This is a genomic window from Phyllobacterium sp. GQ127, assembly GCF_059758635.1.
Map to the genome: position 1 here is coordinate 1 of NZ_JCAXDZ010000009.1, position 20753 is coordinate 20753.

At 59.6% G+C, this 20753-nt stretch carries 21 protein-coding genes and 1 pseudogene; 13 read left to right on the forward strand and 9 right to left on the reverse strand.

The annotated features are described in order from the left end of the window. A partial coding sequence (locus tag AC6CHM_RS22405) for a HEPN domain-containing protein (RefSeq protein ID WP_498175068.1) occupies window positions 1–247 on the forward strand: 247 nt, incomplete at its 5' end. 174 nt (window positions 248–421) lie between these two features. Here the strand turns inward: AC6CHM_RS22405 and AC6CHM_RS22410 are convergent. The 3 genes from AC6CHM_RS22410 to AC6CHM_RS22420 form a co-directional block, all read right to left on the reverse strand. Next, complete coding sequence (locus AC6CHM_RS22410) at window positions 422–1039, reverse strand: RES family NAD+ phosphorylase (protein WP_498175070.1); 618 nt, start codon at window positions 1037–1039, stop codon at window positions 422–424. A 3-nt stretch (window positions 1040–1042) separates the two neighbouring features. Continuing rightward, entirely contained in the window at window positions 1043–2008 is a 966-nt protein-coding gene (locus tag AC6CHM_RS22415) for a hypothetical protein (protein WP_498175318.1), read from the reverse strand. A gap of 327 nt (window positions 2009–2335) precedes the next feature. Continuing rightward, window positions 2336–2542 (reverse strand): poly-gamma-glutamate hydrolase family protein, encoded by a 207-nt coding sequence (locus AC6CHM_RS22420; RefSeq protein WP_498175320.1) that lies wholly within the window; start codon window positions 2540–2542, stop codon window positions 2336–2338. Window positions 2543–3258: 716 nt separating this feature from the next. Here AC6CHM_RS22420 and AC6CHM_RS22425 point away from each other — a divergent pair. Next, window positions 3259–3597 (forward strand): hypothetical protein, encoded by a 339-nt coding sequence (locus tag AC6CHM_RS22425; protein WP_498175072.1) that lies wholly within the window; start codon window positions 3259–3261, stop codon window positions 3595–3597. 130 nt (window positions 3598–3727) lie between these two features. On the opposite strand, the pseudogene AC6CHM_RS22430 reads toward AC6CHM_RS22425, so the two are convergent. The 4 genes and pseudogenes from AC6CHM_RS22430 to AC6CHM_RS22445 all read right to left on the reverse strand — a co-directional run. Next, a pseudogene (locus AC6CHM_RS22430) lies at window positions 3728–3925 on the reverse strand (Fic family protein); the annotation flags it as partial. 18 nt (window positions 3926–3943) lie between these two features. Then, a complete protein-coding gene (locus tag AC6CHM_RS22435; protein ID WP_498175074.1) occupies window positions 3944–5155 on the reverse strand; it encodes an MFS transporter in 1212 nt (403 codons plus the stop codon). Between the two features lie 156 nt (window positions 5156–5311). Continuing rightward, window positions 5312–6283, reverse strand: coding sequence for an agmatinase (gene speB / locus AC6CHM_RS22440; RefSeq protein ID WP_498175076.1), 972 nt, complete (start codon window positions 6281–6283; stop codon window positions 5312–5314). 280 nt (window positions 6284–6563) lie between these two features. After that, window positions 6564–7643, reverse strand: coding sequence for an ABC transporter substrate-binding protein (locus AC6CHM_RS22445; protein WP_498175078.1), 1080 nt, complete (start codon window positions 7641–7643; stop codon window positions 6564–6566). A 262-nt stretch (window positions 7644–7905) separates the two neighbouring features. Between AC6CHM_RS22445 and AC6CHM_RS22450 the strand changes: the two genes are divergently transcribed. The 6 genes from AC6CHM_RS22450 to AC6CHM_RS22475 all read left to right on the forward strand — a co-directional run bounded on the left by AC6CHM_RS22450 (window position 7906) and on the right by AC6CHM_RS22475 (window position 14510). Then, complete coding sequence (locus tag AC6CHM_RS22450; protein ID WP_498175322.1) at window positions 7906–8814, forward strand: LysR family transcriptional regulator; 909 nt, start codon at window positions 7906–7908, stop codon at window positions 8812–8814. Between the two features lie 160 nt (window positions 8815–8974). After that, entirely contained in the window at window positions 8975–10135 is a 1161-nt protein-coding gene (locus tag AC6CHM_RS22455) for an ABC transporter substrate-binding protein (protein WP_498175080.1), read from the forward strand. A 176-nt stretch (window positions 10136–10311) separates the two neighbouring features. Next, window positions 10312–11307, forward strand: coding sequence for an ABC transporter ATP-binding protein (locus AC6CHM_RS22460; protein WP_498175082.1), 996 nt, complete (start codon window positions 10312–10314; stop codon window positions 11305–11307). Next, the gene (locus AC6CHM_RS22465) at window positions 11304–12254 is read left to right on the forward strand and encodes an ABC transporter permease (protein WP_498175084.1); all 951 of its coding nucleotides are present in this window, start codon (window positions 11304–11306) and stop codon (window positions 12252–12254) included. Before AC6CHM_RS22460 ends, AC6CHM_RS22465 begins: the two co-directional genes overlap by 4 nt. Beyond that, window positions 12244–13059 carry an ABC transporter permease gene (locus AC6CHM_RS22470; RefSeq protein WP_498175086.1) on the forward strand — a complete coding sequence of 272 codons (816 nt, stop codon included), beginning with the start codon at window positions 12244–12246 and terminating at the stop codon, window positions 13057–13059. Before AC6CHM_RS22465 ends, AC6CHM_RS22470 begins: the two co-directional genes overlap by 11 nt. 23 nt (window positions 13060–13082) lie before the next feature. Next, window positions 13083–14510, forward strand: coding sequence for a gamma-aminobutyraldehyde dehydrogenase (locus AC6CHM_RS22475; protein WP_498175088.1), 1428 nt, complete (start codon window positions 13083–13085; stop codon window positions 14508–14510). Between the two features lie 392 nt (window positions 14511–14902). Here AC6CHM_RS22475 and AC6CHM_RS22480 read toward each other — a convergent pair whose 3' ends face one another. Beyond that, window positions 14903–15304 (reverse strand): YybH family protein, encoded by a 402-nt coding sequence (locus AC6CHM_RS22480; protein WP_498175090.1) that lies wholly within the window; start codon window positions 15302–15304, stop codon window positions 14903–14905. Between the two features lie 7 nt (window positions 15305–15311). Next, window positions 15312–15938 carry a TetR/AcrR family transcriptional regulator gene (locus AC6CHM_RS22485; RefSeq protein ID WP_498175092.1) on the reverse strand — a complete coding sequence of 209 codons (627 nt, stop codon included), beginning with the start codon at window positions 15936–15938 and terminating at the stop codon, window positions 15312–15314. Window positions 15939–16067: 129 nt separating this feature from the next. On the opposite strand from AC6CHM_RS22485, the gene AC6CHM_RS22490 reads away from it, so the two are divergent. The 5 genes from AC6CHM_RS22490 to AC6CHM_RS22510 all read left to right on the forward strand — a co-directional run bounded on the left by AC6CHM_RS22490 (window position 16068) and on the right by AC6CHM_RS22510 (window position 20743). Further along, window positions 16068–17144 (forward strand): polyamine ABC transporter substrate-binding protein, encoded by a 1077-nt coding sequence (locus AC6CHM_RS22490; protein WP_498175324.1) that lies wholly within the window; start codon window positions 16068–16070, stop codon window positions 17142–17144. Window positions 17145–17263: 119 nt separating this feature from the next. Next, a complete protein-coding gene (locus AC6CHM_RS22495) occupies window positions 17264–18127 on the forward strand; it encodes an ABC transporter permease (protein ID WP_498175094.1) in 864 nt (287 codons plus the stop codon). Window positions 18128–18130: 3 nt separating this feature from the next. After that, window positions 18131–18919, forward strand: a complete 789-nt coding sequence (locus AC6CHM_RS22500) for an ABC transporter permease (RefSeq protein WP_498175096.1) — start codon at window positions 18131–18133, stop codon at window positions 18917–18919. Further along, complete coding sequence (locus tag AC6CHM_RS22505; protein WP_498175098.1) at window positions 18916–20007, forward strand: ABC transporter ATP-binding protein; 1092 nt, start codon at window positions 18916–18918, stop codon at window positions 20005–20007. The genes AC6CHM_RS22500 and AC6CHM_RS22505 overlap by 4 nt, the downstream gene beginning before the upstream one ends. Before the next feature lies 1 nt (window position 20008). Beyond that, on the forward strand, window positions 20009–20743 hold the full coding sequence (locus tag AC6CHM_RS22510) for an MBL fold metallo-hydrolase (protein ID WP_498175100.1): 735 nt from the start codon (window positions 20009–20011) through the stop codon (window positions 20741–20743). The last annotated feature ends 10 nt before the right edge of the window (window positions 20744–20753 follow it).

The following is a 20753-nucleotide window of genomic DNA, read 5'->3' on the forward strand; positions in this document are numbered from 1 at the left end:
CCTGCGGACCATGGCCGAGGGACGTGACCGGCGCCTGGCCGAGGCGTGGCCACGTGACCAGCAGCGCTGCCGCGCTTGGTTCAACACAATCAACGAAGCCTATGTCAAGGCGCGCTATTCAGAGCACTATGAAATCAGCGACGAGGCCCTGCGCTGGCTCGGTCAGCGGACCAGGATCCTGCACGATCTTGTCGAAACCATCTGCAGCGAACATTTGGCGGTTCTCAAGAGCGCGGCGGGCGCTTGACAGGACCGATGCCGGGAGGCATTCCTTCAGGATCGACATTTGCTTTCCGCTATTGTTACCAACGGTTAATATGTTCTTCGTCGTTGGCACCGCTCGCAATCTGAAACGTAGCAATTCCCTCACAGGGGGCGTTTTCGACTCAGCGTGAGCTACCGCGAGTTCGAACTTTTTGGGTCAGGTGATTGGAAGGCTCGTATCGAAAACCGCACCATGCAGGCGCATCAACTGGTCCGTTCTCGTCGGTTCATCTTCAAAACGCTGTGCGGGCAATGTCACAAGATCGCTCGGAAGGACACGGTCGTAGAGCGCGTAGCAAACCTCGCCGTTATTATGTCGGGAGCGATAGGCCAAACCGCCCAAATCCGGGTAATCTTCGTGCAAAGCCAGCGCGAGCGCACGAGACGGAGTGTAGTCTGCGCCGGCACTGATGGAAGCATCGACCCCGTGAAAGAGCAGCCCTTCGTCCATTAACTTCGCTAGGACCAACTGACGCTGCAAGCGAAGCGGTGTCCATATGCGCTCCTCCACGAACGCTCGCCGAACGATGCGGTTTGCAGGCCTACGAAGAACAGTTTCAACAAATGCCCCTTCCAGACGTTGCGCGGCGTACAGAAGCCGGTACTGGCTCGCAGGTGCATCGAAACGACCTTGGGGCGGAGCACCGGCTAGCGGCCCGAAAAAGATTGCACCATGAATCTTCTGATGGACGCGGACGATGACGTCGCCCGCGTCCAACGCAGTAATTCTTAGTCCCGAGGGAAAACGGGCTGTCGGCGCAGTAAGAATTGGCACTCCTCAACCCTCGTCCATGCCAAGATAGGCTTTGGCCGCCGCTACGACGTCGCCAACACGCCCTTCAGCAAGGATTCGCTCCGGCGTATCAGCCAGGTTGGGATCAATGCCGATTAGAAACTGCAGCATCGACCAACGACCTGCGCCGCTATCATCAAAGAGCTTGGTCACCTTGGCCAACCCCTCTACCAAGCGCGTCTCGCTGTCGATGGTAACGAACTGAAACTTGGGAAGAACGATTGCAGATCCGTGCATAAGACCCAATGCCGAACCCAACTTGACCCGCTTATGGAGGGCCTGGCGGGTCGTGCCGAGCATTTTTGCGCCTTTCGTCAGAGAGACCGCGCCGCCGGAACGATCCAGAAGAGCAGTGCTGATGTTGACGAACCTTTGCTCGTCGCTCAATTCAATCGCACTGGTTCCTCCCTCGACCTCCGCCAAGAGATCAGCCGAAAGCTGAAACTGGTCGGCGGCGAGATCGATGTGCTTGGCAAGCTCTGAGAATGCGCGGGGCCTGTCATATTGGCACAACCGCAACAACTCGGTACGAGCCGGTGTCAACTCGGTCAACAGAACGAAAGCATCGATAGCCAGCTGCTCGGCGCGTGGGGTGGGGGTCCACCTGTGCAACAGAGCCTGTCGAACCTCCCTCGAACGCGCCAGACAGTCGTCCACAATGTGTGCGTACCAGTTTCGCCTCTTCTGGACACGGTGAACCGATGAACGATGATGCCGGGGCAGCTCGAAGTCCGACACTGACGCCTCGTGAAACGCAGCCCCCATAAGAAGTGCCGCCGAGTGGAGCCGCGAATTAAAGACGAACACAAGTTTCAAGGTAGCGCTCGCCGAAACATCAGGGAGACGCGTCTCGTGAACGCCCATGTTCCAGCGGTGAAACTCCCCACTGTCTGCCCAATGGTGGTTCAATCGCCATCGACGATCCGCCCACTTCTCGAGTCCTCGATCCAAGTCTCCTGCAGTTGGTTGGTTGAATACGAGATTGGCAAGGTATTGAGAAAGTGTCTGCCCTGCTTCTCGAGCATGCAGTTCGGCAGCAGCGCGCACGACCGGATCGATGTCCGTCGCAGATATCGTATGTTCACTCATAACTTACTCACGGCTCTCGCCGTCGCGGGAGCAGTACGTGGTTGATAGTCAGGGTTGATATATACGGTTGTAAGTGCCAATTATCAACCCCAGCTATCAATGGCTCCTCTCGCTTCGGTTTTCATCCGAGCATGACAGCGCGAAATGTAATAACTCCTCGCCATCTCCGGCGAGTTAATCACGCAGAGATCAAGCGCTCACCGACTGTACCCTGGTTCGAGTTTCTCCCCGGTTGCAGATGTTGTTCGGCGTGGCTTCGGCGAGTGATCGGCCCAATCGCCTGATCTCGGTGGAGAAACCGGCCTTGATGAGTGCGGCGACAATCCCGTCACATTGCTGAAAATCGGGATCGCCGGCCCACGTGCTTTCACCGTCACCGTTGTCTCCCCGACCGATGCGGCCTCAGTCCTCGAATAGATAAAGGGACAGTGTCTCGTCTGCGATCGTCCTTGCAATGATCGAGGCATGAGGTTTGATTTTAACGGGTCGAGGTGGATCGGCGGCGTGTTGCCGCGTTGACCGCCAAAGATCGTCGCCGCCGCTCTTGTCAATAAACGGCGCGATTGCATGGTCGATCATGTGACTCGGCGAATATGACGAAATCAACGAACTGAGGTCGGCCTAACAAATCGGCGAACAAGGTAAGTGAGCGTAGCAAGTCAACCCCGAAGGATCAGCCGAACCCGCTTAGCGTAGCGAAGGTGAAAGTCCCTCTGATCAAATGGGGGCATGATGCTGGCGGAACCCTTCAAGGCCAGCAGCCGATGCCATGCTGCATCAAAGGCCGGACACACTGCACTCGAGATGCGCTGCACGACCGGACCAAATTCTCTCCACGCGGGAGCCTTCCATCCCATCGATTTTAATCAGCTCTTGTTCTGACCCTGGTACAACTCTCCGAGGTCTTCGCCGGTCTTTCCAGAATACGCCAACTGCCTCATTGCAGAACAAGAGCAGGCATAACAGATCACTCTCTGGCTGCAATTCCGGCCCGGAGACAGTACGCCTCTCGCCTCGACGAAATCTCCATACGATCATGAACAAGCCTGAACAGGGCAGTGCTACACGTGCCTCGTCCTCAACGATGAGGCTCGATTCCATTGGAGGCCAACATGGCTCTTACTGGCAAGTTCACCGCTGCATTGCTCGCTGTGATGTTGACCTTCACCAGCAACTTTGCGCATGCCGACGACTGGTCCTATTACGAAGACAGCGATGGTGACTGGTACTATCATGAGAGCGGCGCGGATTACCGGGACTATCCGGATATCAGCGGTTCTTTGGCCGTTGGCGTGGTTGGTGGACTCGCCCTCGGAGCGATGGCTATGAGGCCCGCCCGCACTCCGACTATCGTTGTTCGGGAAGAACCGGATTGCTATCGGACCTGGCAGCGAGTCTGGAGCCGGTATGAAGGTCGGTATTTGCGCCAGCGAGTTCTAATCTGCGACTGATGCGATCCGGCGTGCCCGATTTCTGGGACGGAGTGGTTCGTAACGGTTTAAGCAGCAACGCAGCAGCTCGAGCGCGCCGGCAGCAGGATCAATGGCTATCGGGAGCGGTCGATATGGCCGTTGCTGCGACCGTCATGAACGCCTGATTGGCGGTATCCGCGACGCCCGTGAGAAAGAAGTCGAGCCAGACTTCCCACGCGCCATGCTCGCGCACTTCCTGAAGCAGGCGGTAATAGTCGGCGCGATGGGTTTTGAGATAGAGGCTCAGATAGAGCAGCGGTTTGCGCAGCACGCCGTTGACGCAGAGGTACAGCGTGACGAGCAAACGACACAATTGCCGGGAGCGCTAAGGCGGACTGGTCATTGGATCGGCTGTCTCGACTTCGTCCTCCGTAGGCCAGCGCAGGGAGACGAGTCCCAACCCCAACCCTGCAAGACCGATGGCGGCAGCAATCACAGCGAGCTCCTGCACGTCGGCGACGTCCAGAACGAGCCCGCCGATCCAGGCTCCGATGCCGATACCGGCATAGATCAGCGAGCTGTTGAGGGCGAGAACGAAAGTGCCGCCTCCCCCGGCATGGCTGAGAAGTCTGTGCTGGACCGGAACCAGGTACATGTAGCTGACCACACCCCAGAAAAAGCCGAGCACGATGGCGGCCGGTCCGCTGGAGCGGAAGACCACCAGAGCCGCGAGCAGAGCGATCTGCAGTAGCACCGACGCAATGAAGACGACGGCAGGTCCGAGGCGGTCCGTCAGGAGGCCGGTGATGACATTGCCTGAAACCGCACCGAGGCCGTACCCGAACAGCATGATAGGAACTACAGGCAAAAGGAGGAACTTGGTATCGGCCAGGAACACACTGACATAGGAGTAGACGGTGAATTCCGATGCTACGACCAGGAAAGTGGTTGCCAGGATGGCGTAGACGACCGGCGGCAAACGCCCCCTTGTGATTTCGTCGGACATCGTCTCTTGTCGCCTGGGTAGCCCGCCCATAAGCGCAAACAGCAAGACCATGGCGGCAAGGCCGCAAAGCACCACGAAGTGGAACGCATAGCGCCAGCCTAATACTTCTGCCAGCCAAGCGGTAAAGGGCACGCCGGCAACCTGAGAGACCGTCATTCCGCCATAGATGAGTGACAGTGCGAAACCCTTTTGCTCTGGTTTTACCAGTTCGATTGCAAAACTGGTAGCAGCAGGCGTGAACATCGCCGCCCCAAACGCCGAGACCACCCGGCCGGCGGCAACCATTTCGAAGTTGACGCCAAGTGCGCACATGGCGTTGCCGATGACAAAAAAGCCCATCGAAACGACGAGAACCGTCCGCCGTCGCAAGTTGCGGAACAGACAGGCATTGAGCGGAGCAAAGATCGCATAGAAGATGGCGTAGAGTGATACGATCCAGCCGGCCTTGCTGGCGGAAATCCCCAGATCCCGGGCCACATGATCCAGAGCGCCAATAATCACGAATGTGTCGAGACCAATAGCGAATTCGGCGATGGTTAGCGTTACGAGCAGGGTCCGAACATTATAGGACCTTATCAAAGCGGTCGTCATGTCACATCCAATTGAATTAGCTTGATAACTGCCGCCCTTTTTCGGCGCAGGCGTACGCGGATCGTGTCGTCAACTCTGGAAAGGGGACGGCAATGATCTGCCCACTGTAGCGTGGACGGCATCCGTAGAACTGAACACAATATAACCGAGCGAACTTCATGATGAATTCCCGCGCAATTTTTGCTGCGCCCGCAAGCAAAGATAATCGACGGCGATGGTCGCCGCCGCCAAGGCCGTAACGTCGCTGTGATCGTAAGGCGGCGAGACTTCGACGATGTCCATTCCCACAAAGTTGATATCAGTCAGCCCACGCAAGATCTCTCTCGCTTGGTAGGTTCCAAGACCCCCGACAACCGGGGTACCCGTTCCCGGCGCAAACGCTGGGTCGAGACAATCAATGTCGAACGTCAGATAAGCAGGGCCAGAACCGACGACACGTTTAATTTCTTCCACCGTCTGATCAATACCGTTTTTGTGAACCCAGTTGGCATCTCTTATCGTGAAGCCGTGCGATTCGGGATTGTCAGTTCGGATCCCCACCTGGATAGACCGAGACGGATCGATGATCTTTTCCTGGGCGGCAGTGAAAAACATGGTCCCGTGATCGATCCGCGGCGGTCGACCATTGACGGGATCATCGCGCCACGTATCTGAATGGGCATCGAATTGAACGAGGGCGAGTGGGCCATGGACTGCATGATGGGCTCGCAACAACGGATAAGTAATGAAATGGTCGCCGCCGAGTGTCAGCGGCGACGCGCCCGAAGCAAGGATCTTTGCTGCATGCGATTCGATTGCCTCTGATACGGTATCGGGGCGCCCGATATCAAACCAGCAGTCGCCGTAGTCAATGATTGCGAGCGTCTCGCAAGGATCGAGATCCCAAGGCCAGCGCCGCCCCCATGCCAGTGAAGTAGACGCTCCTCGGATCGCGCGCGGCCCGAACCGCGTGCCCGGGCGACCCGTGGTAGACGTGTCGAGGGGCACGCCGGTTACAGCAATATCCACGCCCTTTAGCTCTTTCGTGTAACGGCGCCTTAGAAAGCTCAGCGCGCCGGCAAATGTGTATTCGGTGCCGGTATCGTGGGGATCTGTAGCCTGGAAAGCAAAGTCATTTTTTATTTCCATTGTATTGCTCCTGAAGTTGAGTTGCGGGCTAAATCTGCAAAGCAGGCTAACCGGCAATCGGGGGACCGACGAGTATCAAAGGCCAGCTTTGCTCTCTTTCTTCGTTGACGCGTATCGCGCATCAGCTGGGAACCGTGTCGAGTGGCCCTTCTAACGGATCTTGGACTTGCCGGCGTTGAGTACCGGATCGTCATTCGGAAATGTTGGCGAGCTGAGGGATGAGGGGACTTTGTCTCGGTCCAACGCCCGCAAGATGGCTAAACCGCCTGACCAAAATGCATTAGAATCCGGCCTTAATTTTGGCCCACTCTTCATTCACTCGCGCCGCATAACTCGGCGTAAAGGGCTTAGAGAGATGGCCCTTCTCCAGCACGTCCGTCGGTTTGCGCGACATCCCCGCCGCCGCCAAATCCTCGTCGTCCACCAGCCCGAAGGCCTCCGCATTCGAGTGCGCAAATCCGACTTCTGCCAGTATGTATTTGCCCGCATCCCTCGATATCATCCCGTCGATCAAAGCCAGTGCCTTGTCGACGTTCTTGCTGTTCTTGGACAACAAAAGTCCGCAGAACCAGATTAGGGCGCCCTCAGATGGGTTGCCAAATACGGCGTTGATTCCTTGTTGTCGAAGGAGATGCGGTACATCTGCCCAACTCATGGCGGCCGCCACTTCACCTGAAGCCATCGCCTGAGCGAGCGTGGTTGTATCGGCCGAGATCAAACGTACGTTCGGACGCAGCAAGCGGAGCTGTTCGGCAACCTTTTTGAAACCTGGTTCATCCAGCTCTGTGACACCCGAGTATATCATTCCTATCCGCCAAATGTCAGAGATGTTGTCGACCAAGGCTACTTTGTTTGTGAGCTTCGGGTCCCACAAGATCTTCCATGATTCGCCCTCTTCAGGCAGCTCCACCAGATCAGGACGATAAGTCACGGAAGTAGCGCCCCAGTCAAAAGGCACGATGTACGTCTGCCCTTCTACGCGATCGAACTCCATCTTTTTCAGAGGGTCGAGCACACGTTCCCAATTGGTGAGCCTCGACACGTCGATTGGCTGTATGAGCCCCGCCTCCCTCCACCGGGGGACATCGTCACTGCATCGGTAGGCAACATCAACGTACAAACCCGCCCGAATGCGTTGAAGCGTCTCTTCACCGTCATTGCTCGGTATCATGACGGGGTCGACGCCATACCGTTCTTTGTAATGAGTTTGCAGTTCCGTTATGCAGTAGCCGCCATAGCCGATAAAAACGGCTTGGTCTGCCGCGAACGCAGTGCGGGTAAACCGGGGCGAGAGACAGAATCCTCCTGCGGCTGCCGCTCCATTTAGTAATAAACGACGGTTGATCACCGGACCAGGCATTGTATCCTCCCTTTGCTCCCAGCAGGCAATGGTCGGATCATCACGTTGTTTGAGTAACATTGTCAATAGCGACAGCAGCATATAGAGCAGACGCGAAATACGGATGAACTCGCGAAACGAAGAGAGCAAACTGTACGGCGGTGGACGCCTGCAATTAGGATACGGCCACTCCAGGGATGAAGCTGCGAAAGGCCATTGCCTGCGCAGCTTTCAGAAGCGATTACCTCTTGTCTCCTTCCGACCAACCCGATTAACTGCCGCTATGGCATTCACCTTCCGGCAGTTGCAATATTTCGTCGCCGTCGCGGAACTGGGGTCCGTCACGCGCGCGGCACAGAATCTCTCGATTTCGCAGTCTTCGATCACGGAAGCGATCAAGGAACTCGAGTCCGATCTTGGCGTGGCGCTCTTCGATCGCCATCCCCGTGGCCTGACGACGACGCACCACGGCCACCAATTCCTGCGCCATGCAGCGAAAATCCTCGCCGATGTCTCTGATGCACGCCGCTCCTTCTCCGACAACCGCACGGCTGAAAAGGGCCAGCTCAATCTCGGTGTCACCTCGCTCGTCGCCGGTTACGTGCTCTCCGACCTGCTCGCCCGCTACCGCCGTGCCTTCCCCGGCATCGATGTCAGCGCCATCGAGGACAACGGCTCCTATCTCGAGCACCTGCTGGTCGGCGGCGAGCTTGATGTTGCTGTGATGGTCATCTCGAACCTGCGCGACCGCATGGCGCTTCAGGCCGAGATCATCGAAACCTCGCCTTATCGCCTGTGGCTGCCAATCGGCCACCCATTAGTCTCGGCCGATATCATTTCCGTCAGCGATATCGCCAAGGAACCGCTGATCATGCTCACGGTCGATGAAGTCGAAGAGAACACGGGAAAACTCCTCTCGGTCCTCGGCGCCCGCCCCCACGTCGCATTCCGCACCCGTTCCGTGGAAGCTGTACGCAGCTTGGTCGCCACAGGTGCCGGTATTGCACTCCTGCCCGACCTTGTTTACCGCCCCTGGTCGCTCGAAGGCGACCGCATCGAGAGCCGCGACGTCTCCGGCGCACTGCCCGTCGTGCAGGTCGGTATGGTCTGGCGCAAGGGTTCCAGCCTGCCGCAGGCCGCGCGCGATTTTGTGGGGCTGGCGGCGGCGCTGCGCAACGGGCGGGGTAACTAACAAAGCAATGATACGCTGAGATAACTTCCTGCAAAAAATGCTTGGTATCGGAATTTCCGAAAGCAGTTTTCTGATTAATGAATTTGCGAAATGAGCGGAAGCGAGGCACGTTTTGCCGGGAACAATACCGCACCAAGCGGATCAAACCGGGAGACTTGTCATGAAGCGACTTATGCATTCCTGCACCGTGCTTGCCCTTTCGCTCGCCTTCACCACATCAGCCATCGCCCTGGAGCCGCTAAAGGCGCTTGGCAAGGGCGAGGGCGCAGTGAGCATAGTCGCATGGCCCGGCTATATCGAACGCGGCGAGACCGACAAAAATTACGACTGGGTCACCAGCTTCGAAAAGGAGAGCGGCTGCAAAGTCTCCGTCAAGACCGCAGCCACCTCGGATGAAATGGTGTCGCTGATGAACGAGGGCGGTTTCGATCTCGTCACGGCGTCGGGCGATGCCTCACTCCGCCTCATCGCCGGCAAGCGTGTCCAGCCGATCAACACCGATCTCATCCCGGGCTTCAAGACCGTCGACGAGCGCCTGCAGAACGGCCCGTGGTATACGGTCGGCAGCGTGCATTACGGCGTGCCCTATCTCTGGGGACCGAATGTGCTGATGTATAACACCGATGCTTTCAAGGACAAGGCACCGGCCAGCTGGAGTGTTGTCTTTGAGGAACAGACGTTGCCCGACGGCAAGTCGAACAAGGGCCGCGTCCAGGCCTATGACGGGGCGATCTACATCGCCGACGCGGCCATGTACCTGATGGCCCACAAGCCGGATCTCGGTATCAAGGACCCTTATGAACTGACCGAGGACCAGTACAAGGCTGCCCTCGACCTGCTGCGTGGCCAGCGCAAGCTCGTCTCTCGCTACTGGCATGACGCAACGATCCAGATCGACGACTTCAAGAACGAAGGCATCGTCGCCTCCGGCTCCTATCCCTTCATGGTCAATCTGCTGAAGGCTGACAAGGAGAAGATCGCATCCACCTTCCCTGAGGAAGGCGTTACCGGCTGGGCCGATACCACCATGCTTCATGCCGACAGCGAACATCCGAACTGCGCCTATATGTGGATGGAACATTCGCTAAAAGCCAAGGTCCAGGGCGATGCCGCCGCCTGGTTTGGCGCCGTTCCCGCCGTTCCCGCTGCCTGCAAGGGCAATGAGTTGATGGGCGAGACCGGCTGCGCAAACAACGGCTTGGATCACTTTGACAAGATCCAGTTCTGGAAGACGCCGGTCGCCAAGTGCACCACGCAAAGTGAATGCGTGCCCTACCATCGCTGGGTCTCCGATTATATCGGCGTGATTGGCGGGCGCTGATATAAACAGCCCTCACCCTCATCCTCTCCCCGTAACGGGGAGAGGAACGTGCCCCAAGCAGTTTCGCTCAACGGCAATGGGCCTAAGCGGAAACGTGTCCTCATGTCTCCTTCGCCCCGCTAGCGAAGTGCCGGCAGGCGGATGAGGGTCAAACGCAAACTGCCCGGAGCCCCCCAATGACCGCCGTTCTGTTCCAACAAGTCTCCCGCCATTTCGGTGCCGTGCGCGCCGTCGACAGCGTGGATCTCTCCATTGCCGAGGGCGAGTTCTTCGCCATGCTCGGGCCGTCCGGTTCCGGAAAGACGACGTGCCTGCGCCTGATGGCCGGCTTCGAGCAGCCGACGGCGGGTCATATCGAGATCTTCGGCGAGACGGTGGAGGGCGTGCCGCCTTACCGGCGCAACGTCAACACGGTGTTCCAGGACTACGCCCTCTTCCCGCATCTCTCCATTCTTGAAAACGTAGCCTACGGCTTGATGGTCAAGGGTGTTGGCAAGGCCGATCGCCTGAAGGCAGCGGAAGACGCGCTCGCCATGGTGAAGCTGCCCGGTTACGGCACGCGCCGGCCCGGTCAGCTCTCGGGCGGCCAGCGCCAGCGCGTTGCCCTCGCCCGCGCCCTCGTCAATCGCCCCCGCGTGCTTCTGCTTGACGAACCGCTCGGCGCACTCGACCTGAAACTGCGCGAGCAGATGCAGGAAGAGCTGAAGACGCTGCAAAAATCCTTGGGTATCACCTTTGTCTTCGTTACCCACGACCAGGGCGAGGCGCTGTCCATGGCCGACCGCATTGCCGTGTTCAGCGACGGCAAGATCCAGCAGCTCGGCACGCCCGAAGACGTCTACAAGCGGCCACAGACACGCTTTGTTGCCGACTTCGTCGGCTCCTCCAACGTGCTGCCGCCCGATTTCGTGGAAAGCCTCGGCTATGGCCGGCACTATGCGAGCCTGCGGCCCGAAGCCGTCATCCTCGGCGACGGCCTCGGCCGCAGGCCGTTTGCCGGCCGCGTGACGGCGGCAAGCTTCCTCGGCTCGGCCAACCGCGTAACGGTCGAGGCGAACGGATCGCGGGTCGTCGCCATGTTGCCGGCCTCCATCGCCGTGCCCAACGAGGGCGACACGATCACCCTCTCCTTCCTGCCGGAAGACCTGCACACCATGGATGGCGCGCGATGAGCATCGTCACCGGCACCTCCATCCTCGCACACCGGCAAAACGCCACCGGGCGGCTTTCGGATTTCTTCTGGCGCAACCCGAAAATCCTCCTGCTCCTGATGCTGACGCCGCCGCTGCTCTGGCTCGCCATCATCTATCTCGGCTCGCTCTTTGCCCTGCTCCTGCAGAGTTTCTTCTCGATCGACGACTTTTCCGGGCTGATCAACTACGAGTTCACACTCGCCACCTACCGGCAACTGCTCATCCCGTCGAACTTCGACATCATCATCCGCACCGTCATCATGGCCGTATTGGTGACGCTTGCCTCGGCGGTCATCGCTTTCCCGATCGCCTACTATGCGGCACGTTATGCCAAGGGAAAATGGAAGGTGATCTTCTATCTCGGCGTCATGCTGCCGCTCTGGTCGAGCTATCTCGTCAAGATCTATGCGTGGAAGCTGATCCTCTCCAAGGAAGGCATCGTCACCTGGGCGCTCGCCAAGCTGCACCTGCTCTGGCTGCTCGATGCCTGGCTGGCCCTTCCCATCGTCGGCGGCTCGTCGCTGTCAATCAGCTATACCGGCACCTTCATCGTCTTCATCTATGTCTGGATGCCCTTCATGATCCTGCCTATCCAGGCCGCCCTGGAGCGCGTGCAGGGCAACCTGATCGAGGCCTCGGCCGATCTCGGCGGCAACCCGGCGCAGACCTTCCGCTACGTACTGTTCCCCCTGGCGCTGCCCGGCATTATCGCAGGCTCGATCTTTACCTTCTCGCTGACCCTCGGCGACTACATCATTCCGCAGATCATCGGCTCGTCGCGGCTCTTCATCGGGCAAGCGGTCTATGCCCAGCAGGGTACCGCCGGCAACATCCCGCTCGCCGCCGCCTTCTCCGTCGTGCCTATCGTCATCATGGGCTTCTATCTCTGGATGGCCAAGCGACAGGGAGCCTTCGATGCGCTCTGACAAAAACACCTCCGCTCCGCTCGGTCTGAAGATCGCCGCAGGCGCGGGCCTTGCCTTCCTGCACCTGCCGATCCTGCTCATCTTCCTCTATGCCTTCACCACGGAGGAGAAGAGCTACCAGTTCCCGCCGCCGGGCTATACGCTGCAATGGTTCGGCGTGACCTGGAACCGGCCGGACGTCTGGGAAGCGATGGGGCTTTCGGTGCGTGTCGCCGCGATCTCAACGGCGGTCGCGCTCGTGCTCGGCACGCTCTGCGCCGCCGCCGTTTCCCGCACGCGGTTCTTCGGCCGGGAGGCGGTCTCGCTGCTCGTCATCCTGCCGATCGCGCTGCCCGGCATCATCACCGGCATCGCGCTGCGCTCGGCCTTTTCCTTCGCGGAAATCCCCTTCTCCTTCTGGACCATCGTGCTCGGCCACGCGACCTTCTGCGTCGTGGTCGTCTACAACAATGCCGTCGCTCGCTTCCGCCGCATTTCGGGCTCCTTGATCGAAGCATCGATGGATCTCGGCGCCGACAGCTTCCTGACCTTCCGCTACATCATCCTGCCGAACATCGGCACGGCGCTGCTGGCCGGCGGCATGCTCGCCTTCGCGCTGTCCTTCGACGAGGTCATCGTGACGACCTTTACCGCCGGCCAGCAATCGACACTGCCGATCTGGATGCTTGAAGAGCTTGTGCGCCCGCGCCAGCGCCCCGTGACGAATGTCGTGGCCATGGTGGTCGTGCTCGTCACCTTCCTTCCGATCCTCTGCGCCTATTACCTCACCCGCGACGGCGACCAGATTGCCGGCGCCGGCAAATGAACCAAACGACAAGGGAGAACGTCATGGACACCCAGATGCTGATCGGCTCGCGCTTCGAGGCCGGCACCGAGGCCGAGGAACACATCTTGAACCCGAAGACCGGCGGCAAGATCGTCGACCTGCCGGAAGCCTCCCATGCGCAGATCGATTCTGCCGTCGACGCCGCCGAGAAGGCCTTCGTCTCCTGGGCCGTGACCACGCCCGCCGAACGCTCCAGCTACCTGCTCAGGATCGCCGACGCCATCGAAATGGACGCCGATGCCTTCGCGGCACTGGAATCGCTCAATTGCGGCAAACCGATCAATGCCGCCCGCAACGACGAACTGCCTGCCGTCATCGATTGCTGGCGTTTCTTCGCCGGCGCCATCCGCTCGCTGCACGCACCCGTCGCCGCCGAATACCTGCCCGGCCTCACCTCCATGGTGCGCCGCGACCCGGTCGGCATCGTCGGCTCCATCGCGCCGTGGAACTATCCGCTGATGATGATGGCCTGGAAGCTCGCGCCCGCCATTGCCGGCGGCAACACGGTGGTCTTCAAGCCCTCCGAACAGACGCCACTGACGGCACTCAAAATGGCGAAGCTGCTCGCCGACATCCTGCCGGAAGGCGTCGTCAACATCGTGCTTGGCCGCGGCGAGACGGTCGGCAACACGCTCATCAACCACCCGAAGATCAACATGGTCTCGATCACCGGGGACGTGGCGACCGGCAAGAAGGTGCTGGTGGCAGCGGCCAAGACCGTCAAGCGCACGCATCTGGAACTCGGCGGCAAGGCGCCGGTCGTCGTCTTCGACGATGCCGACATCGACGCCGTCGTGTCGGGCATCCGCGCTTTCGGCTACTACAATGCCGGCCAGGACTGCACCGCCGCCTGCCGCATCTATGCGCAGGACGGTATCTACGAAAAGTTGGTCGCCGACCTTTCGGCCGCGGTTTCCACGATCAGGTACAACGATCCGGACGACTCGCAAAACGAGATCGGCCCGCTGATCTCCAAGCGCCAGCGCGACCGCGTTGCGAGCTTCGTCGAGCGCGCAGCCGAGGTGAAGCACATCGAGATCACCACGGGCGGGAGGGCCGGCAGCGACGACGGATACTTCTTCCAGCCGACCGTGGTGGCCGGCGCCACGCAGGATGATGAGATCGTGCGCCGCGAGGTCTTCGGGCCCGTCGTCTCCGTCACACGTTTCTCCGAGGCGGACCAGGCGATCACCTGGGCAAACGACAGTGACTATGGTCTCGCCTCCTCCGTCTGGACGAAGGACATCGGCAAGGCGATGAAGGCGTCCGCCCGCCTGCAATACGGCTGCACCTGGGTCAACACGCATTTCATGCTGACCATCGAGATGCCGCATGGCGGTGTCAAGCAATCGGGATACGGCAAGGACATGTCCATTTACGCGCTGGAGGACTACACCGCCGTGCGCCATGTTATGATCAGCCACAGCTAAGAACGAGCCTTTGTCCAGGTTCAAGACATATGAGACGGTTGATGGGCTCCGCTGCTGAAGGTTTGTAGATAATCGGCCGGCGTTTGTCCGTCGGGAGCGTCGCGTGGTCTGTGATGATTATATCCAGGGGCGAAGGGGCCGCAGCTTGTCGATCCGGTGCGGCAGATCGTGGACGGTATAGAATTCATTGCCCATTGAAGGTCCGGACGAATTCCCGGTTGCAGCGTTTAGAAATGGCCTTGATGTGTGCGCTTCCGAAAACGGCAGCTTCGACCGTAGGCTGTCAGTTCCCAAAGTCCGCGCCGGCAGGCATGGCGGCTTTTCGTGAAAGAAGCGTCCTGTGAACCAGGCGACTCGCCTTGCATCGCTCTGTTGGAAAATATGCTGCTCGATCAGGCAATTGCCGACAGGTGCTCATGCACAGCGAGCCAGCGGCCTTCCAAATCGCGAGAAAAAACGATCGTTTCGCGCTCATTGTTCGTTATGATCCTGCCACCCACCGAAACGTCGGTTTCCACCGCATGAGTGAAAATGGCCACATCGCCGACAAGCTGAATCCGGCGACCCGTAGAGCGGCAACTGAGCACTCGAAAACCATCGCGCTTTTCCCAGAGCGCCCATTCGGCCTCATAGGCGGCGCGGTCGCCGAGAGTGCGGTCGAGATTGTAGAAGAGGAAGGTCGCCTCCGGGGCGAAAGCCGCGAAATACGCGTCGCGATCATGTCGGGCAAAAGCGCTGACCAGCGCATCGGCGGCGTTGAGGACGGCGGATTCCGTTTCGGTCAAATTGTCCACGTGAACCTCAGATGATCTTGATGATGCTGATGAGTGCCGCGATGGGCGCGTGCTGCGCGTTGACCCGCGCCTTCAGCTCTTCGATTGGCATAGCATCCACCTTGCAGAACTCTATGAACATCATGTTGAGGTTGTTGAAAAATACCTCGCCCATCGCCTTCGCGTTCACGTCGGCATGGACGACGCCGCGCGCCTGCAAAGACTCGACAAGACGGATGACCTGGGCGCAAAGCTGGCCGTCGAGTTCAGAATAGCGTCGCGAGAGCGGCATTTCCGGATGTTGGATCGAGATCGCCATGGCGGTGCGCCACATCTCCTTGGAGAGATAGAACAGCGAGTGGTCGTAATACTGCTCGATCAACGTGCGCAGCGCCTGCGCTACATTCAGCGGCGGATTAGCGACGATGCGAGCGCCGCCCTCCAGCACCTCCGTCACTTCCATCGCAACGGTAGCGACGAGGATGTCGCCCTTGTTTTGGTAGTAGTTGTACAGGGTACCGACGGAGACTTCGGCCATCTCCGCGATGTCCTCGATGCGGGCGCTGTCATAGCCCTGATCGCGGAACAGCATCGTGGCGGCTTCGAGAATCCGGCGGGTCTTGTCCGCCTTTTGTTTCGCGCGCAATCCGGTCATGGAACTCTCCGTTGGAATCTCTTCAAAAATAGTATTGACTTAAAAAATGAATTGCTTCAATCTTTTTCTGAAAGCGCCGTGAAGAGTGCCATTTTGCTAGGCCAAAGCCTTCAGCCAGAGGGACAGATGATGAAGAAAACCCTTTCTCGCGGGATTTCCCGCCGTATGCTTCTTGCCATTGCCGCCGCTATTGCGCTTTCTTCCAGCGGCGCTGAGGCGCAAGATGAGCTGAATGCGCTCGTCTGGTGCGACCATACCGACCCGGCGCTCATCGAGCCTTTCGAGAAGGCCAACAACGTCAAAGTCAACCTCAAGGAGTTTGAGGGCACCGGTACGGCACTCTCGATCATCGGCCAATCCCGGCCCGGTGACTGGGATGTGCTGGTAATTGATGCCGTCGACGTTCGCCGTGCGGCTGATCTGGGTGTTCTTGCCGAATTGCCAGCCGACAAGCTTCCCCTGGATGACCTTTTCCCGGAAGTACGGATGGAGGCGAGCAACACCAAGGACGGCAAGACTTATGGCGTGACCGAAAAGTTCGGGTACAACACCATTTCGTACAACAAGTCCAAGGTGGATCTCGCCGACATGGACGACCTTTCGGTCATGTGGTCTGACAAGTACAAGGGCCGTATTGCTATCTATGATTATTATCTTCCGGTTATTGGCTTGACCGCTATCGCGATCGGCAAAGAGACTGCAAAGCTCACCCAAGACGATCTGCCAGCGATCAAAGAAAAGCTGTTTCAAATGAAGAAGGTTTCGCGCCAGGTTGGTGAGATCGTCGCGTCTCAAACCGCCTTGGCCAGCGGCGAGGTGGATATCCTCGTAGGAGGCGGCGAATTTGCGACGGCGCGCCTTGCGGTGGAAAAACCCGAGCTCGACTGGACTGTGCCCAAACAAGGCGCTGTTCGTTGGGCGCAATCGATAGGAGTGGTAGCTGACTCTAAGAAAAAGGACCTTGCACTTAAGTTTGTTCAGTACATCGTCAGTCCAGAGGGGCAGGCGCGGCTCGCGACTTCCTCCTGTTACTGGGCCATGCCGGCGAACTCCAAGGCTGGCGAGCATCTCAGCGACCAGCAGAAGACTGTGCTGCGCTGGGATAAGCAAAAGACCTATCTGAAAAACGCCCAGCTTTATCCGGTCGTAGACGAACAGCTCGACGCGGCAATGCAGGACCTCTGGACGGAGATGCTCCAGCAGTAGCTGTCGATGCGACGGGCGCCCCTCAGCTCCTGGGAAAGGCAATGCCCGCAGAAAGTGTGCTTTGGAAAATGCGGAAATTCGAACCACGCCCCTTGGGCCGTGAACGGAGCATGATGCCATTGACCGCCACCACCCTTGAGCGCGCGGAGCGCCGCAAGGCCTGGGCCTTTGCCCTGCCGGCGCTGCTCTGGACGGGATTCTTCTTCCTCGTGCCCTTCGCCTATATGGTCGCAATCAGTTTCTGGACGCGGCAGGGGCGCGAGATCGTCGCAACCTGGACGCTCGACAATTACGTCGCCTTCTTCGAAAAGGCGCATCTCTTCAAGGGCCTGATCGTCTCGCTGGAGATCACAGCGGTCGTCACCGTCATCTCGATCCTGCTCGCCTATCCGCTCGCCTGGATCATCGCCGAGCGCGTGCCGAAGAAGTGGCAGCGCTTCGCGCTCATCATGGCGATCTTGCCCTTCTGGACCTCCTACGTGGTACGTTCCTATTCCTGGCTGCTGGTGCTGTCCAAAGGCGGCGTCGTCAACCAGGCGCTGCTCTGGGTGGGCGTGATCGCGGAACCGCTGGAACTGTCGGCCAACCGCACCGGCACGATCATCGGCTTCGTGCACTTCTTCGTCATGCTGCTGACGCTGACGATCTACGCCAACCTCATCCAGCTTTCGCCGAACTATCGCCGCGCTGCGGCGGACCTCGGGGCAAACGCCTTCCAGACCTTTTGGCATGTCGTGCTGCCGCTGGCGCTGCCCGGCATCATGGTCGGCGCCTTCCTGACCTTCGTGCTGTGCATCGGCGACTACATCACGCCGCAGATTCTCGGCGGCAATAACGAACTGGTGTTGCCGCAGGTCATCATGCTGCAGCTTGGACGGCGGGCGGATTTCCCGATGGCTGCCGCACTCTCGCTGGTGCTGATGGTCGTCGTCACGCTTGCCTATATCGCCTGCGCGCGCTGGCTGAAGATGGAGAGGACCTGACCCATGCGGCACCTCATCACGGTGTTTGCCGCGCTTTATGCCGGCCTCATCTATCTCTTCATCTTCCTGCCGGTCGTCGTGCTGGTGCTGTTTTCCTTCCAGGACGGCACACTGCCGGTGCCGCCGCTGAACGGCCTGACGCTGCGCTGGTACGAGGCGATCTTTTCCGACGGCAAGTTGATGGCGGCGCTCGGCAATTCGCTGCTCGTCGCGGTAATTTCCTCGGCGATCGCCTGCGTGCTCGGCTTTCTCGCGGCCTATGCCTTTGCCCGCTACACGCTGCCCGCGTCGGGCCTGCTGCGCGGCCTGATCGTCGCGCCGATGACGGTGAGCGCGCTGATCATCGGCCTCGGCCTGCTGTCGATGCTGAACGTCACAGGCATGCGACTTTCGCTCGTCACCGTCGGCATCGGCCATGTGGTGATCAACCTACCGCTCTGCTTCGCCATCATCTACGCCTCGATGGGTGGGCATCAGGTGAACATCGAGCGGGCGGCGCGCGACCTGGGCGCGAAGGACTGGCAAGTCATGCTGCTCGTCACCGCGCCCATGCTGCTGCCGTCGATCCTTGCCGCCTTCTTCCTTTCCATCACCTTCAGCTGGGACGAGTTCATCGTCGCGTTCTTGCTGTCGCGCTTCGACGTGACGCTGCCGGTCGAGATCTGGAGCATGCTGCGCTCCGGCCTCGACCCCAGGACCAATGCCATCGGCAGCGTCGTCTTCCTCATCTCGGTCGCGTTTCTCATCCTCATGGAACTCACCGTCTTCCGCAAAACCGGGAAATCCTCATGACCGCCGACGTCTCCATTCGCAATGCCACGAAGGCCTTCGGCGCGTTCCGCGCGCTCGACGACGTCTCGCTCGACATCGCCGCCGGCGAGTTCATCGTGCTGCTCGGTCCCTCCGGCTGCGGCAAGACGACCCTGCTCCTGATCCTCGGCGGCTTCATCGAGCCGACCTCGGGCACCATCGCCATCAACGGTCGCGACATGACGCATGTCTCCCCGGCAAAACGCCCGACGACGACCATGTTCCAGGACTATGCGCTCTTCCCGCATATGTGCCTGCGCGACAATGTCGGCTTCGGACTGAGGATGCGCGGCATGGGCAAGGCCGAGCGCCACGAGAAGGCGTTGTCCTGTCTCGATCTCGTCGGCCTGAAGGCCTCTTCCGCCAGGAAGCCGCACGAACTCTCCGGTGGCCAGCGCCAGCGCGTGGCGCTCGCCCGCGCGCTTGCCGTCGATCCGGACGTGCTGCTCCTCGACGAGCCGCTCGGCGCGCTCGACCTCAGACTGCGCCGCCAGATGCAGGACGAGTTGAAGGCGATTCAGAAGCGTGTCGGCACGACCTTCGTGCACGTCACCCACGATCAGGAAGAGGCGATGGCGATCGCCGACCGCATTGTCGTGATGAACAAGGGGCGCATCGAGGATGTCGGCACGCCGGCCTCGATCTACATGCGCCCGCGCTCGCTGTTTTCCGCCGGTTTCATGGGCGAGGTGAATTTTCTGCCGGCCAAGGTGTGCGGCAACGCCGGCAACGAGGCGGAGGTGGAAACGGTGCTCGGCCGCGTCGTCCTCCCCGCCTCCGCCTTCGTTCTCGGTGTGCCTGTAGCGGGCCGAGACGTCACGCTCTGCATTCGTCCAGAGCATTTTCGCAATGCAAATACGGCTGTGCCGACCGTCTCGCTCGGCCGCGGGCGCATCACCGGCAGCGCCTTTTTCGGCACGCATCACCGCTGCCATGTCGCGGCGGACGGATTGGCGCTGACGGCGCACCTGCCGCAAACAGATACACCGGAAGTCGGCGCGGAGCTTGACCTTCGCCTGAAGGCGGATAGCATCGTGGTGCTTCAGGACGGAGCGGGAGGGGCAGGGTAAAATGCAGCACATTCGCCCGGAGGACTGGTATAGCGTGCGGCGCCTCGGCGACGATGTGACCGCCATTTCCGAGCCCTATATCCAGGAATTCTACCGCTGCAACATCTGGCATGTGCGCGGGCGCGACCGCGACATGCTGGTGGATAGCGGCATGGGCGTCGTCTCGCTCACGCAATGGGTGCCGCTTGTCGCCGAGCGCGACTTGGTCGCGGTGGCGAGCCATACCCATTTCGACCATATCGGCTGCCATCACGAATTCGCGTGCCGCGCGGTGCATTCGGCCGAGGCCGATCTGCTCGCCAACCCGACGCGGGAGAACACGCTTGCCGATCCTTACGTCACCGACGAGATCTTCGACGGGCTGCCGCCGGAACCCTATTGCTCGAAATGCTTTGCTGTAAAGAAGGCACCGGCGACCCGCATTCTCGAAGATGGCGATACGATCGATCTCGGCAACCGATCCTTCGAAGTGATCCATACACCTGGACACTCCCCGGGTGGCATTGCGCTTTATGAACGCGCCACCGAAATTCTGTTCTCGGGCGATATTCTCTATGACGGGCCGCTGATCGAGGACACCTATCATTCCAATGCCGCTGACTACATGACCTCGATGGAACGGCTGATGACACTTCCGGTGCACCTCGTTCACGGCGGGCATTTCCCAAGCTTCAGCGGCAACCGCTACCGCCAGCTCATTCGCAACTGGCTCGACGACAAACAGAAAACGATGTGACGGGAGAAAT